At 70.8% G+C, this 13,983-nt stretch carries 11 protein-coding genes; 1 reads left to right on the top strand and 10 read right to left on the bottom strand.

The genetic code is table 11. From position 1 onward, the window contains the following. Positions 1–41 precede the first annotated feature (41 nt). The 4 genes from IEY79_RS33975 to IEY79_RS33960 form a co-directional block, all read right to left on the bottom strand. Positions 42–2,231: a peptidoglycan binding domain-containing protein gene (locus tag IEY79_RS33975; protein WP_189111517.1), complete on the bottom strand. Its 2,190-nt coding sequence runs from the start codon at positions 2,229–2,231 to the stop codon at positions 42–44. Between the two features lie 207 nt (positions 2,232–2,438). Next, complete coding sequence (locus IEY79_RS33970) at positions 2,439–2,792, bottom strand: DUF6113 family protein (RefSeq protein WP_189111565.1); 354 nt, start codon at positions 2,790–2,792, stop codon at positions 2,439–2,441. Between the two features lie 170 nt (positions 2,793–2,962). Next, complete coding sequence (mshB, locus tag IEY79_RS33965) at positions 2,963–3,865, bottom strand: N-acetyl-1-D-myo-inositol-2-amino-2-deoxy-alpha-D-glucopyranoside deacetylase (RefSeq protein WP_189111516.1); 903 nt, start codon at positions 3,863–3,865, stop codon at positions 2,963–2,965. A gap of 103 nt (positions 3,866–3,968) precedes the next feature. After that, complete coding sequence (locus tag IEY79_RS33960) at positions 3,969–4,163, bottom strand: DUF2304 family protein (protein ID WP_189111515.1); 195 nt, start codon at positions 4,161–4,163, stop codon at positions 3,969–3,971. Positions 4,164–4,343: 180 nt separating this feature from the next. On the opposite strand from IEY79_RS33960, the gene IEY79_RS33955 reads away from it, so the two are divergent. Beyond that, positions 4,344–6,569: a S9 family peptidase gene (locus IEY79_RS33955; RefSeq protein ID WP_189111514.1), complete on the top strand. Its 2,226-nt coding sequence runs from the start codon at positions 4,344–4,346 to the stop codon at positions 6,567–6,569. 63 nt (positions 6,570–6,632) lie between these two features. On the opposite strand, the gene IEY79_RS33950 is transcribed toward IEY79_RS33955, so the two are convergent. The 6 genes from IEY79_RS33950 to IEY79_RS33925 all read right to left on the bottom strand — a co-directional run bounded on the left by IEY79_RS33950 (position 6,633) and on the right by IEY79_RS33925 (position 13,767). After that, the gene (locus IEY79_RS33950; protein ID WP_189111513.1) at positions 6,633–7,724 is read right to left on the bottom strand and encodes a hypothetical protein; all 1,092 of its coding nucleotides are present in this window, start codon (positions 7,722–7,724) and stop codon (positions 6,633–6,635) included. 248 nt (positions 7,725–7,972) lie between these two features. Next, positions 7,973–9,148, bottom strand: a complete 1,176-nt coding sequence (locus tag IEY79_RS33945) for an ABC transporter ATP-binding protein (protein ID WP_189111512.1) — start codon at positions 9,146–9,148, stop codon at positions 7,973–7,975. Next, positions 9,138–10,115, bottom strand: a complete 978-nt coding sequence (locus tag IEY79_RS33940) for an ABC transporter ATP-binding protein (protein WP_189111511.1) — start codon at positions 10,113–10,115, stop codon at positions 9,138–9,140. The genes IEY79_RS33945 and IEY79_RS33940 overlap by 11 nt, the downstream gene beginning before the upstream one ends. A gap of 11 nt (positions 10,116–10,126) precedes the next feature. Next, the gene (locus tag IEY79_RS33935; protein WP_189111510.1) at positions 10,127–11,104 is read right to left on the bottom strand and encodes an ABC transporter permease; all 978 of its coding nucleotides are present in this window, start codon (positions 11,102–11,104) and stop codon (positions 10,127–10,129) included. Beyond that, a complete protein-coding gene (locus tag IEY79_RS33930) occupies positions 11,097–12,020 on the bottom strand; it encodes an ABC transporter permease (RefSeq protein ID WP_189111509.1) in 924 nt (307 codons plus the stop codon). The genes IEY79_RS33935 and IEY79_RS33930 overlap by 8 nt, the downstream gene beginning before the upstream one ends. A gap of 112 nt (positions 12,021–12,132) precedes the next feature. Next, positions 12,133–13,767, bottom strand: a complete 1,635-nt coding sequence (locus IEY79_RS33925; RefSeq protein WP_189111508.1) for a peptide ABC transporter substrate-binding protein — start codon at positions 13,765–13,767, stop codon at positions 12,133–12,135. Positions 13,768–13,983 lie beyond the last annotated feature (216 nt).

The following is a 13,983-nucleotide window of genomic DNA, read 5'->3' as shown; positions in this document are numbered from 1 at the left end:
CGGGCCGCGCACGCGACCCGTCCGGTGCCTGTGTGGAGCGTCTACCCCTGCGGGTCGAGCTCGATCTCCGCGGTGCGTTCCTCCGGCGTCGTGCCCAGCAGCGGCTTCTGCATCGCCTGCGCCACGTCCGCCGCCGACACCGGGTGTTCCTTGCCGTCGGCCTTGGTGATCGTCAGGCCGTCGAAGACGCCGTCCAGCAGCTCCTCGATCGCCGCCCTGTCGTAGACCTCGACCAGCTTGCCGTCGATCGGCTTCATGGAGAGGATCCGCGGCAGCGACCGGTCGGGGCCGAACTGGATCTGCTTGCCGCCGGCCTTGATCGTGATCAGGCCCGACATCGCGGGTTCGGCGAACTCCTTCATCGCCCGGTCGAGTTCGGCCTGGTCGATCGTCGGTTCGCGGCTGCTGATGGGCAGTTCGACACTGTTCGGCCTGCCCGTCTCTACCTGGGCGCGGTAGGCGTCCCGTACCGAGATCATCGAGCGCTCGACATCAAGTGCCTTGCCCGCCTTGCCCGGTACGGCGACGGCCTTGCCCGGCTCGAACTTGATCGTGCCGTCGGCCGCCGAGCCCGAGTCGCCCGCGAGGTCGGTGAGCGCGACGCGCAGCTTCTCCTCGTCGACCGGGATCACCGGCTCGGTGACCCGTTCGCCCCCGAAGAGCGAGCCGATCACGGAGACCGGGTTGTAGTCGCTGCCCGCGGCGTTGCGGACCGTCGCCTGGCTGTCGAAGGTGAGGCCCGCCTTGTCCGGCCCGAGCTCCTCCTTCTTGCCGCCGACGGTCAGCTGGAGCGGCGCGGTCGACCGCTCGCCGAGTGTCGCCTCCAGCTTGTCCACCGCGTCGTCGCGGGTGCCGCCGCCGATGTCCACCCCGAAGACGGTGGTGCCCTTGGGAACGTCGGAGTGGTTCAGCAGCAGTCCGGCGCCGTAGGCGATCGCGACCAGCGTGATGATGCCCGCGCCGGCCGCCATCAGCTTCGAGCGGCCCTTCTTCTTCTTGGGAGGCGGGCTCGTCGTCCGCGCGGGGCCGGGGCTCGCGGGCGTGCCGGACGCCGGTCCGGGCGGGCCGGGGAAGTCCGGCGACGAGAAGTCGGGGTTGCCTCCTCCGTGGGAGGAGGGCCCCGCGGACATGGGGCCGCCGGCCGACGGGCCGGGAGGCGGGGGCAGTTGGCCGTCCTGGAACCGGCCGGCGGACGGGTCGGTGCGCGGCACCGCGCCCGTCTGTGATCCGGCGGGCGGGAACGGCGAACGGTTGTCGGAGGGCACCACCGGGATACCGCTGGAGAGCGTGTCGCCCGAGACATGGATGCCGGCCCCGCCCGGAGGCTCGGGGGCGGGCTGCTGCGGGGTCAGGATCGCGGTGTCGTCGGACATGCGCGGCGCCCCGCCACGGTCGTCCCGGTCGTCACGCCGGGCCGGCCCCGAGGGGCTTCCCGGCGGGCCCGTGGGGCCGCCCGAGGCGCCCAGGTCGGCGCCTGGCGGCAGGTCCAGGAAGGCCAGCGACGAGGTGCCGCTCGCCGGGCCCGTGGTCGGCCCGTCGGGCGCGCCGACGCCGAACGCCGGTGTACCGCCCCTGCCGGGCGGCATGAAGGCGTTGCCCCCGGAAGCCGGCGGGCGCGGAACGCCCGCGCCGCCCCTGGTGTCCGGCCCGCTGTCTGAGCCGTACGGAAGGTCGGTACGACCGCCCGTGCCGGGGCCGGGAGCGGGAGCGGGCGGTGGGACCTTCGGGCCCGGTGCCGTCACGGCGGCTCCGGCGCCCATCCCGCCGGCGAGCGTGCCCCCGCTCGGGGGCTTGCGCGGCGCGAACCAGTCGCTCGCCGGGGGCTTGTCGGCCGCCGGCGCGTCCTCGTCGGGCGCACCGGCCTCGGGGGCCGCGCCGCCGGAGCGCTTCATGCCGCCCGTGTCGTCGTCGCCCCGGCCCGGCCGCGCGTCGGGGCCGGCAGGTGCGCCCGATCCGGACGGGCCGCTGTCCGTGTCGCTCATGGGCGTACGCATGACGACGGGCGGAATCGGCCGCGAACCCGGGATGTTGATCCGGATGCGCGTGGTCAGAGTGGTCTCGGTCTTCGGCTCTTCCGGCTGGGCCGGGGCCTCGGCTGTCTCCTCCGGAGCGTCCTGCTCAGGATGCAGCGACGGATACTGGCGGGATCCGTACGGCGGTGTCCCCGAGGGGTACGCGGCTCCGCCGCGCCCCTGGGGCCCGGAGGACGAACTGTCAGTTTCACGACTCAAAGCAGGTTCTCCCGGGTTGGCTCCGCCGCCCGTTCTTACTGGTACTCAACTGTGTGGGTCCCCCAAGCCGGAGGCCAGGGGACGGCCCGGAGCGCGCACCACCATACTGTCCTGCGCCGGAACTCACCCGACGACCGGGGGAAGCGTTTATTCCACCGACCGTACGGACGTGGTCAATTCGGGCCGACGGGTCACTGGACGGGCGTATCACTTTCCAAGTCGGCCGGACTCCGTAGCCGGTTGCGGTGACCGCGACATGGTGGCACACATCACAGCCACCAGTGCACCGCCCAGCAGATAGACGACAGGGCCGAGCCCCGCGTCGAATACGCCGTCGCCCTCCGGCCGCCCGAGACTGAGCACGATGACGGCGATCAGCCAGCCCGCCGCGGGAGCCCCGACGCCGAACGCGGTCCCGGTCGCGGTCCGGCCTCCGTAGAAGAGGCCCGCGGAGCCCACCAGCGCGAGGACCAGGCCCCCGGGGAACCAGCCGCTCTGGAGAAGCGCGCCCGCCGTGCCGACCGCGACGCCGAGGACCAGGAGACCGAGGTAGGCGGCGATGCGCCCGGGTCTCGGCGGCGACGCGAGCCAGAGGCCGGGTACGCCGTGGCCTCCGGCGCCCGCTGCCGTCCCGCCACCCGCGCGGGTAGCCCCGGCCGCACCGGCGCGGACAGCGGCGCCTCCGCTCGCGCCGCTCTTCGCCTTCGGGCGTCCCGCGCCCTCGCGCCCGCTCACACGCCCACCCCCGCGAAGAGATCCGTCTCACGCACGCCGGGGTCCGCGCCGGAGGCGCCCCGCGCCAACTGGTAGTGCTCCGTGCTGAAAAGAGGCTGTCCGAGGCCGTTGGAGAGCGCGAAGAACGCTCCGTCCACTGCGATCTGCGTCACATGGGCGCGCATCGCACCGGCCTTGCGTGCCGCGTACGCCGTCCCGTCGATCTCCGCCGTGATCTCGGCGTCGTCCACCACCCCGGGGACGTCCCCGATGTCCGCCACGCCGTCGAAGGCGATCCCGGAGGCGCGCAGCCGGGCGAAACCCTCCTCGGCGGCCGAGCGCGCCACCCTGTTCCAGTAGATCTTCGCGATCGTGTGCGGGACGCCGAGTCCGGGCCGGAAATCTCCGTCGGCGGCCAGCTCGGCGGCGCGCGTGGCGACGCGGTGGGCCTGGATGTGGTCGGGGTGGCCGTAGCCGCCATCGGGGTCGTACGTCACCAGCACCTGCGGCCGTACGGAGCGGATCACCTCCACGAGGTACGCGGCGGCGCCGTCCACGTCCGCGCCCCAGAAGGCGTCCTCGCGGTCGTTCTGCGGGAGGCCCATCATGCCGGAGTCCTTGAAGCGCCCCCGGCCGCCCAGCAGCCGGTGGTCGGTGACGCCGAGCTCTTCCATGGCCGCGGCGAGCTCGCCCTCGCGGTGGGCCCCGAGCGGGCTGAAGGCGCCCGCGGACCCCTCGCCGGGCGCCAGATGGGCGAGGGAGGGCGGAATGACCTCACCCTCCTCACCCAGGGTGCAGGTCACCAGGGTGACCTGGGCACCTTCGGCCGCGTACCTGGCCATCGTGGCACCGTTGTTGATCGACTCGTCGTCGGGGTGCGCGTGGACCAGGAGCAGACGACGGCCGGGAAGATCGGTCATACCCACAGCGTACGAGGCGCGCCCTCACGGACAAGTCCGGGCGGCGCCACCGCGCGGACACGGCCCGGAACCGGCGGACACGCCCGGCAGGATCGGACAGACCCTAGAACTGGAGGTCGCCGATCATCCCCGCCACATTGGTGGTCAGTTCGGTGATCGAGGGCGCGATCGACGAACTGGCGAGATAGAAGCCGAGTAAGACGCAGACCAGCGCGTGTCCACCCTTGAGTCCGGATTTCCGGATCAACAGGACGACGATGATCGCCAGCAGCACAGCCGCCGAAATCGAGAGTGCCACGGCGGTTCACCTCCACAGAAGGTCGGCGGGTATTCGAGCGGGACGGGCAACACGCATGTGCCGGCGGGTACTTACCCACCTGACGCTATGGATCATAACTTTCCGCAGGAACGCATCGATCGGTGCACGGCAGCACACGGGGGCGCACGAACGACTGGCACGGACGCTAGGTTCGGTCGTATGACCTCGAGGCAACAACTCTCCTTTCCTCGCCAGTACGCGAGGACCCAGCGGTTCACGCTGGGTGCTCCGCGGGCCTTCACGGTGTCCCCCGACGGTTCGCGGGTGGCCTTCCTCCGTTCCGCCTCAGGAACGGACCGGACGAACCGTCTTTGGGTGCTCGATCTCGACGACAGATCGGGTACGGCGCGCGAGCGGATCGCCGCCGATCCGGAAGCCCTGCTGGCGGGCACACCGGAGGAACTCTCGGCCGAGGAGCGCGCCCGCCGGGAGCGGAGCCGCGAGGGGTCGGCGGGCATCGTCGGCTACGCGGTGGACGGCGCCGCCGAGTTGGCGGCGTTCGCCCTGTCGGGACGGCTGTTCACCGCCGAGCTGCGGGCCGGGACGGCGCGCGAACTGCCGGTACCGGGACCCGTGCTCGACCCGAGGCCGTCGCCCGACGGGCGGCACATCGCCTATGTGGCCGGGGGCGCGCTGCGGGTGACGGGCGCCGAGGGCGACGGCGACCGTGAGCTGGCGGCGCCGGAGGACGGGCAGACGACCTACGGTCTGGCCGAATTCATCGCCGCCGAGGAGATGAGCCGGTCACGCGGTTTCTGGTGGTCGCCGGAGTCGGACCGGCTGCTGGTGGCGCGGGTCGACGGGGCCGACGTACAGCGCTGGTGGATCGCCGACCCCGCGCACCCGGACCGGGAGCCGTCGACGATCGCCTATCCCGCGGCCGGTACCCCCAACGCCGACGTGCGGCTTTACCTGATCGGCCTCGACGGTTCGCGTACGGAGGTGGTCTGGGACCGGGCCAGGTCGCCGTATCTCGCGGCCGTCCACTGGTCGTCGGCGGGCGAGCCGCTGCTGCTCGTCCAGGCGCGGGACCAGCGCGACCAGCGCTGTCTGTCGGTCGACACGGCGAGCGGCGAGACGCGGCTCGTACGGGAGGAGACGGACCCGGTATGGCTTGAACTGTTCGCCGGTGTACCGGCCTTGACGCCCGGCGGCGAGCTGGTGCGGATCGTGGACACCCCGGACGGCACGGAGGCCGGGGGCAGCGCGCGGGTGCTGGTCGTCGGCGACCGGGCGCTCACCGGGCCGGAGTTGCAGATGCGCGCGGTGCTCGACATCGGCGAGCGGGACGTGCTGGTGTCGGCGGCGGCCGGCGAGGCCGCCGAGTCGCCGGAGATCGGCGAGGTCCACGTCTACCGGATCCCGTACGGCGCTCCCGAAGCCATCGCGGGCGAAGCCGGCGCTGACGAGGCGGGCGAGACCGGGGAGGCCCACGCCTGGGGGCCCGAGCGCGTCTCGGAGGGCGTCGGGGTGCACAGCGCGGTCCGAGCGGGCGGCGTGACGGTGCTGGCGTCGGCCCGGCCCGACGTCAGCGGATCGGTGGTCCAGGTGGTGCGGGAGGGCAAACAACTCGCCGTCATCGCCTCGTACGCGCAGCAGCCGAATCTCACCCCGCGCGTGCAGCTCACCGAGGGGGGCGCACACCGAATTCCGTGCGCCGTCCTCCTGCCGACGGGATATCGGGAGGCGGACGGTCCGCTTCCGGTCCTGCTGGATCCCTATGCGGGACCGCACGGCCAGCGCGTGCTGGCCGCGCACAATCCGTACCTCACGTCCCAGTGGTTCGCGGATCAGGGTTTCGCCGTCGTCGTCGCGGACGGCCGCGGCAGTCCGGGCCGCTCCCCCGGCTGGGAGAAGGCGGTGAAGGACAATCTGCCGCTCACCCTGGACGACCAGATCGAGGCGCTCCAGGCACTCGCCGGGCGGTTCCCGCTGGATCAGTCGCGGGTGGCCATCCGTGGCTGGTCGTACGGGGGTTACCTCGCCGGACTCGCCGCGCTGCGCCGTCCCGACATCTTCCACGCGGCGATCGCGGGCGCCCCGGTGACCGACTGGCGGCTGTACGACACGCACTACACCGAGCGCTATCTGGGGCATCCGTCGGAGGCGCCCGAGGTGTACGCGGTCAACTCGCTGGTCACGGACGACGGGCTGGCGGAGCCCGCGAGCCAGGCCCGGCCGATCATGATCATCCATGGTCTGGCCGACGACAACGTCGTGATGACGCACACGCTGCGGCTGTCGTCGGCGCTGCTGTCGGCGGGCCGGCCGCACGAGGTGCTGCCGCTCACCGGGGTGACGCACATGACGCCGCAGGAGCAGATCGCGGAGAACCTGCTGCTGCTCCAGGTGGACTTCCTGAAGCGCTCGCTCGGGATGCCGTAGGGAGGCCGCACAGGCACGCCGTCGGGGCGCGGGGTGGTTACGCCGTACGCCCGGCCGGTGTACTCACCAGCCGGGCGGCGGCGACGAGGGCGGCGGCGGACCGAAACCGCCGCCGCTGCCGCCGCTCGGACCGCCGTGACCACCGCTGTAACCACCACCGCCGTAACCACCGCCACCGCCACCGGCCGCCGGATATCCGTACCTCCCCGGCTCCGGCGGACCGAACGCCGGTCCGTACGGGCCGGCCCCCGGCACGTCCGACTCGCCCCTGCGGGCGAGCGCGAACAGCGTGAGACAGCCCGCGCCGAGCCCGAACAGCAGGCTGGCGAGGGGGAGTTGTTCGATCGTTGCCAACTCGCCGAAGCGGCTGAGCTGTTCGTAGCGCAGAGACGCCGCCAGGGCCGCGCCACCCACGCCGACCAGCAGCGCGGCGGCCGTCATGCCGAGCGGCCGTGAGAACGGCGTGTGGAAGAGCGTCCCGCCGGCCGCCACCGCGCAGAGCAGCACGATCGCCGCGTTCAGCCAGCCGGGCGGTGTGCCGAGGAGCGGCATCAGGACCGACTCGCCCGTCAGCCGGTCGAGATAGGCGTCGAGACCGAGCCGCTGCCCCCAGTAGACCTCCCAGGCCGCCCAGATGCCCGCCGCTGCGCCCAGCAGCAGGAAGGCGGCCACGGAGACGCCCTGGGTGGGGCGGGTGGGCCTCAGCCCGTACGCGGAGTCCGGCGGCCTGCGCCCGGCCACGGCCGTGACGAGCAGCGCGACGCCCGCCCCGAGGACGCCGAAGGCGCAGAGCAGCGCGCGGGTGCGCAGTTCGTCCGAGGCGCGTCCGTCCATCCAGGACGAACCGAGCACCCACAGGCCCGGCAGCCGGACGGCGAGCGTGAGGACGCCGGCGGCGAAGAGCGCGGAGGCGGCGACCGCCGAGCGCACCGAGGCGACGGCCACGACGGCGTACACGACGAGCAGTACGGGGTCCAGCAGGGAGGTCGCGGGCGGGGCGGCGGCGACGGCGGCGCCCTGGTCCGCCCAGTGCCACCACAGATCGACCGGCCGGTCGGCCACCCTGAGATCCCGCACGATCCACGCGGCGGCGACGACGGCGAGAGCGGCGCAGAGCACCGCGCCCGTGATCCTGGCCCCGCGGGTGAATATCACACCGCGATGGTCCCGGCTGGACGCTCCGGGAACAAGACCACCGGACGCACTCCGGCGGCCCCCGGCCCCTCACGGCACATCCGGACCCGACGCATCGGCCCCTGCTGCCGTGGGCGACCGGCCGGGACCTCAGGATCCCGGCCGGTCCAACGGCACCCGCACGGCCGTACATCGACCAATGTGGCCCGTCCGTATATCGGCGAGGCGTCGGCCAAGTTTCCTCCGTGTCAACGGGACCGACGTCTCAATCACATCTCCTTGTCCGGATCCGGACCCTGCTCCCCCGCATCGGCATCCCCGGCGCCCCCGTCACTCTCCCTCTCCCCGTCTCCGTCCCGGCTCTCGTCACCCGCCCCGTCCCCGAGGCCCTCCCCGTCGCCCTCCCCCGGCGCGGACGTGGTCGGCACGATCTGCCGTTCCTCGGCGAAGTGACATGCCGAGTCGTGCTCCGCGGGCCCGTCCGTCCCCCGGAACACCGCCGGCACCGCGAGCAGCGGCACCTCCAGCGCGCACCGCTCCTGCGCCTTCCAGCAGCGGGTACGGAACCGGCAGCCCGACGGCGGATGCGCCGGCGAGGGCACCTCGCCGGTCAGGATGATCCGCTCGCGGCCCTCGCGCGCCTCGGGGTCGGGCACGGGCACCGCCGAGAGCAGCGCCTGGGTGTACGGATGGGTGGGGTGGTCGTAGATCTGGACGTCCGTGCCGATCTCGATGATCCGCCCGAGATACATGACACCCACCCGGTCGGAGATGTGCCGGACGATCGACAGGTCGTGCGCGATGAAGACGTAACTCAGGTCGAACTCGTTCTGGAGGCGCTCCATCAGGTTCACGACCTGCGCCTGCACGGACACGTCGAGGGCCGAGACCGGTTCGTCGGCGACGATGATCTCCGGGCGCAGGGCCAGCCCGCGCGCGATGCCGATGCGCTGGCGCTGGCCGCCGGAGAACTGGTGCGGGTACCTGTTGATGTACTCGGGGTTGAGGCCGACCACGTCGAGCAGGTCCTGCACCATGCGCCGCCGGTCGCCCTTGGGCGCCACCTCGGGGTGGATGTCGAAGGGCTCGCCGATGATGTCGCCCACGGTCATTCGGGGGTTGAGCGAGGTGTACGGGTCCTGGAAGACCATCTGGATGTTGCGCCGTACGGCCTTCAGCGCGCGGCCCGACATCTGGGTGATGTCCTCGCCCTTGTAACGGATCTCGCCGGCCGTCGGCCGCTCCAGGTTGACCAGCATCCGCGCGACGGTCGACTTCCCGCAGCCGGACTCGCCCACGATGCCCAGCGTCTCGCCGGCCGCCAGACCGAAGGAGACGCCGTCGACCGCCTTGACCGCCCCGATCTGCCTCTTGAAGAGGATGCCCTGGGTCAGCGGGAAGTGCTTCACCAGATCCCGCACCTCCAGGATGGGCTCAGACGTCATCGAGGGTCTCCCTCCAGAAGAAGCAGGCGCTGCGCCTGTTCTCGTCGACCTCGAAGAGCGGCGGCACGTCCGTGCGGCAGATGTCCTGCGCTCTCGGGCACCGCGGGTTGAAGGCGCAGCCGGGCGGGATCCGCGTCAGGTTGGGCGGCAGGCCCTTGATCGCGTACAGGTCCCGGCCCTTCTGGTCGAGCCGGGGGATGGAGTCGAGCAGACCGCGGGTGTACGGATGGGCGGGGGCCTTGTAGATGTCGTGGACGGGGGCGGTCTCAACGATCCGGCCCGCGTACATGACGGCGATCTTGTCGGCGACGTCGGCCACGACACCGAGGTCGTGGGTGATCAGGATCAGCCCCATGTTCAGCTCGCGCTGGAGATCCGCGAGCAGCTCCATGACCTGGGCCTGGACGGTCACGTCGAGCGCGGTCGTCGGCTCGTCGGCGATGATCAGCGAGGGTTCGAGTGCCATCGCCATGGCGATCATGATGCGCTGGCGCATACCCCCGGAGAACTGGTGCGGGTAGTCGTTCACGCGCTCCTTGGCCGCGGGGATCCTTACCCGCTCCATGAGTTCGACGGCCCGCGCCCGCGCGTCCTTGCGGGACATCCCCCGGTGCACGATGAACATCTCGCCGAGCTGCGCGCCGACGGTCAGCACCGGGTTGAGCGAGGAGAGGGCGTCCTGGAAGATCATCGCCATGTCGGCGCCGCGGATCTTCCGCCGCTCGTCCTCCTTGGTCTTGAGCAGGTCCCTGCCCTTGAAGACCACTTCGCCGCCCGCGATCCGGCCGGGCGGGACGTCGAGGATGCCCATGATCGCCTGGGCGGTGACGGACTTGCCGGAGCCCGACTCGCCGAGCACGGCGAGGGTCTCGCCCGCGTCGACCGAGTAGCTGACCCCGTTGACGGCCTTCGCGACACCGTCGCGGGTGTGGAACTCCACCTGCAGTTCGCGCACTTCGAGCAACATGGACCGGCTCCTCAGCGCAGCTTGGGGTCGAGGGCGTCGCGTACCGCGTCGCCGAGCATGATGAAGGCGAGCACGGTGATGGCCAGGGCACCGGCCGGCCAGAGGAGCATGTGCGGGGCGTTGCGGATGAATTTCGACGCGTCGGAGATGTCGATGCCCCAGGAGACCGAGGGCGGTTTGAGGCCCACGCCGAGGTAGGACAGGGTCGCCTCCAGCGCGATGTAGGTACCGAGCGCGATGGTCGCCACCACGATCACCGGGGCGACGGCGTTGGGCAGGACATGGCGCAGCATCATCCGTGAGTTGGAGGCGCCGAGGGCGCGCGCCGCCTGGACGAAGTCGTTCTGCTTGATGGTGATGACGGAGCCGCGGGCGATGCGGGAGATCTGTGGCCAGCCGAGCAGCACCATGAATCCGACCACCGGCCAGACGCTGGAGCTGGTGACGACGGAGAGCAGGACGAGACCGCCGAGCACCACCGGGATGCCGAAAAAAATGTCGGTGACCCGGGAGAGGATCGAGTCCCAGAAGCCGCCGAAGAAGCCGGCCAGTCCGCCGAGCGCGGTTCCGACGATCGCGACGCCGAGGGTGGCGCAGACGCCGACGGTGACCGAGGCGCGGGCGCCGTAGACGGTACGGGTGTAGACGTCGCAGCCCTGGGAGGTGAAGCCGAAGGGGTGGCCTGGCTGGGAGCCTTCCTGGGCCTTGGCGAGGTCGCAGGAGAGCGGGTTGCCGGAGGCGATCGCCTGGGGCCAGATCGCGATGAACACCAGGAAGAGGATGATCAGGCCCGAGACGATGAAGATCGGGTTGCGGCGCAGATCGCGCCAGGCGTCCGACCAGAGGCTGCGGGCCCGCTCGTCGGGTCCTCTGTCGCCGGGCCCGGCCGGTTCGACCGTCTCCCCGTCGCTGGTGGCGAGATCCATCGAGGCGCCGAAACCGGTCGGGGCGATGGCTCCCTCGTCCTTGGGGGGAACTGGCTCAGGCATAGCGGATCCTCGGGTCGAGTACGGCGTACAAAAGGTCGACCAGCAGGTTCGCGAGCAGGAAGATGATGACGAGGATCGTCACGAAACCGACGACGGTCTGGGTGTTCTGGCGCAGGATGCCCTGGTAGAGCTGGAAGCCGACGCCGTGGATGTTGAAGATCCGCTCGGTGACGATCGCGCCGCCCATCAGGGCGCCGATGTCGGTGCCGATGAAGGTGACCACCGGGATCAGTGAGTTGCGCAGCAGATGCCGGGTGATCACGCGATGCCTCGGCAGGCCCTTGGCGACGGCGGTACGGACATAGTCGGCGCGGGTGTTCTCGGCGATGGACGTCCGGGTCAGCCGGGTGACGTACGCCAGTGACACGGAGGCCAGTACGAGGCCGGGCACGATCAGTTCGTCGAGCGGGGCCGCCGAGGAGACCGACGGGGAGATGAGGTCCCACTTCACGCCGAAGAGCAGCTGCACGATCAGGCCGGTCACGAAGGTCGGTACGGAGATGACGACCAGGGTCAGGAGCAGGACGCCGCTGTCGACGGGCCGGCCGCGCCGCAGTCCGGTGAGGACGCCGAGCGTGATGCCGATGATGATCTCGAAGACGATCGCGACGATCGTCAGCCGGATGGTGACCGGGAAGGCCGTGCCCATCAGCTCGGTGACCTCCTGGCCGTTGAAGGCCGTACCGAAGTCGCCGGTGAAGACGTTGCCCATGTAGATCGCGTACTGCTGCCACACCGGCTTGTCGAGACCGAACTCGCGGCGCAGCTGGGCCGCGGTCGCCGGGTCGCACTGCCGCTCGCCGCAGAGACCCGCGATGGGGTCGCCCATCACGTTCACCATGAGGAAGATCAGCAGCGTGGCTCCGATGAAGACCGGGATCATCTGCAGCAGACGCCGGATCACATAACGTCCCATGAAGGGCTCCGGGGGTCGTGGTCGCTCGGGCCTGACGCCCTAGGTCGTACGTGGCGGGAGAAGGGATGCGGCCCGGCGCGGGGAGTGCGCCGGGCCCTACGACCTCCGGGCGTCAGTTGACCTTGATCTCGTTGTAGACCGGGACGCTGAAGGGGTTCAGCTTCACGTTGCTCAGCCGCTCCGAGAAGCCGGCGCTGCCGTTCTGGTACCAGAGCGGGATGGCGGCCATGTTGTCCCGTACGACGCCCTCGGCCTGCTGGAACTTCTTGACCGCGGCCGGTTCGTCGCTCTCGGCGTTCGCCTCGTTGACGAGCCTGTCGAAGTCGTCGTTGGTGAACTTGCCGTCGTTCGAAGAGGCGTTGGTGAAGTAGAGCGGCTGGAGGAAGTTCTGGATCAGCGGGTAGTCCATCTGCCAGCCCGCCCGGAACGGGCCGGGCATCTTCTGCTGGGTGATCTGGCTGCGGAAGTCGGCGAAGGTGCCGATGGGCCTGCCCACGCACGCCCGGTCGTTGCCGAGGGTGTTGTTGATGCTGTTGCAGACGGCGTCGATCCAGTCCTTGTGGGAGCCGGTGTCCGCGTTGTACGAGAGCTGGATCCGGCCGCCCGGGAGGCCGCCGCCGTCGTTGATCAGCTGCTTGGCCGCGGCGGGGTCGAAGTCGCAGGCCTTGCCGCAGAGGCCGGCCCGGAAGCCGCCCGACTCACCGAGGACGGGTGAGGTCCAGTCGGAGGCCGGGGTGCGGGTCTTCTGGAAGATCGTCTCGGTGATCTGCTTGCGGTTGATCGCCATCGACAGACCGGTGCGGACCTTCACGGCGTCCGGGGTGTTCCATGCCTTGTCGTAGAAGGGGAAGGCGAGGGTCTGGATGATGCCGGCGGGGGTGTTGATGTAGCGGGGTCCCAGGTCGGCGGGCGCGTTCTTGAGCTGGGAGGCCGGGACGTCGTCGACGAGGTCCAGGTTGCCGGCCGTCAGGTCGGTGTAGGCGGTGTTGTTGTCGGTGTAGACCTTCAGGTCCACGCCGCCGTTCTGCGCCTTGTCCGGGCCGGGGTAGTTGTCCCACTTGCGCAGGGACATCTGCGAGCCCTTGGTGTACGAGTCGATGGTGTACGGCCCGTTGCCGACGGGCTTGGCGAGCCAGCCCGCGTGGTCCTTGAAGAACGCGGAGGGCAGTGGCGCGAACGCGGCGTACCCGAGGGTGTCCGGCCAGGTGGAGAACTTCTGGGAGAGCTTGACGGTGAAGGTCTGGGGACCGGTGACCTTGAGGCCGGAGAGCGTGGCGGCGGTGGGGCTTCCCGAGTCGGGGTGGACGGCCGTGTAGCCGTCGATCTGGCCGAAGAAATAGGCGTTGCGCTGGTTGTTCTTGAGATTCGCGCCGTAGTTCCAGGCGTCGACGAAGGACTTGGCCGTGACCTTCTCACCGTTGCTGAAGGTCCACCCGTTCCTGACGGTGATGGTGAAGTTCGTCGAGTCCTTCGTCTCGATCTTCTGGGCGAGCATGTTCTCGGCCCTGGCGGTCTTCGGGTTGTACCGCTTCAGACCCCGGAAGACCATGTCGAGGACCTTGCCGCCCTGGACCTCGTTCGTGTTGGAGGGCTCCAGTGGGTTCTGCGGGTCGCCCCAGGACGAGCTGAGCACCCCGTCGGCGCCGCTCCCGCCGCCGCTGCCGCCCCCGCCACCGCCACAGGCGGTCGCGGTGAGGGCGACCGCGAGCGCACCTGCGGCCCACTTGGCGTGCGTGGCTCCGCGCATGGGGTTCCTCCTGAGTCCTGACTATCACTTAGGCCCAAATATCACTCTCTTTCAGATATCGCGCATGTATTGGGCACCCGTGCGGGGAACGGGCGGCCGGGCCGTCTCCGCCCGGTCCCGCGGACATGACGGAGGCCCGGACCGCGTACGGACGCTGTTGGTTAATTCGGGCCTCGCTTCGCCCCGTCGACTGGTTGGTCGGCGGGGCGAAGTGCT

The organism is Streptomyces camponoticapitis, from assembly GCF_014646115.1.
In the GTDB taxonomy this organism is placed as follows: domain Bacteria; phylum Actinomycetota; class Actinomycetes; order Streptomycetales; family Streptomycetaceae; genus Streptomyces; species Streptomyces camponoticapitis.
The sequence above is the reverse complement of the archived record's forward strand: the minus strand, read 5'-3'. Positions and strand labels throughout refer to the sequence as shown.

What these genes read in the sequence shown, in the direction of transcription:
- mshB (WP_189111516.1), bottom strand. Translation starts at nt 3,865, where the DNA reads ATGACCGATCTTCCCGGCCGTCGTCTGCTCCTGGTCCACGCGCACCCC.
- IEY79_RS33955 (WP_189111514.1), top strand. Translation starts at nt 4,344, where the DNA reads ATGACCTCGAGGCAACAACTCTCCTTTCCTCGCCAGTACGCGAGGACC.
- IEY79_RS33945 (WP_189111512.1), bottom strand. Translation starts at nt 9,148, where the DNA reads ATGACGTCTGAGCCCATCCTGGAGGTGCGGGATCTGGTGAAGCACTTC.
- IEY79_RS33940 (WP_189111511.1), bottom strand. Translation starts at nt 10,115, where the DNA reads ATGTTGCTCGAAGTGCGCGAACTGCAGGTGGAGTTCCACACCCGCGAC.
- IEY79_RS33935 (WP_189111510.1), bottom strand. Translation starts at nt 11,104, where the DNA reads ATGCCTGAGCCAGTTCCCCCCAAGGACGAGGGAGCCATCGCCCCGACC.
- IEY79_RS33930 (WP_189111509.1), bottom strand. Translation starts at nt 12,020, where the DNA reads ATGGGACGTTATGTGATCCGGCGTCTGCTGCAGATGATCCCGGTCTTC.
- IEY79_RS33925 (WP_189111508.1), bottom strand. Translation starts at nt 13,767, where the DNA reads ATGCGCGGAGCCACGCACGCCAAGTGGGCCGCAGGTGCGCTCGCGGTC.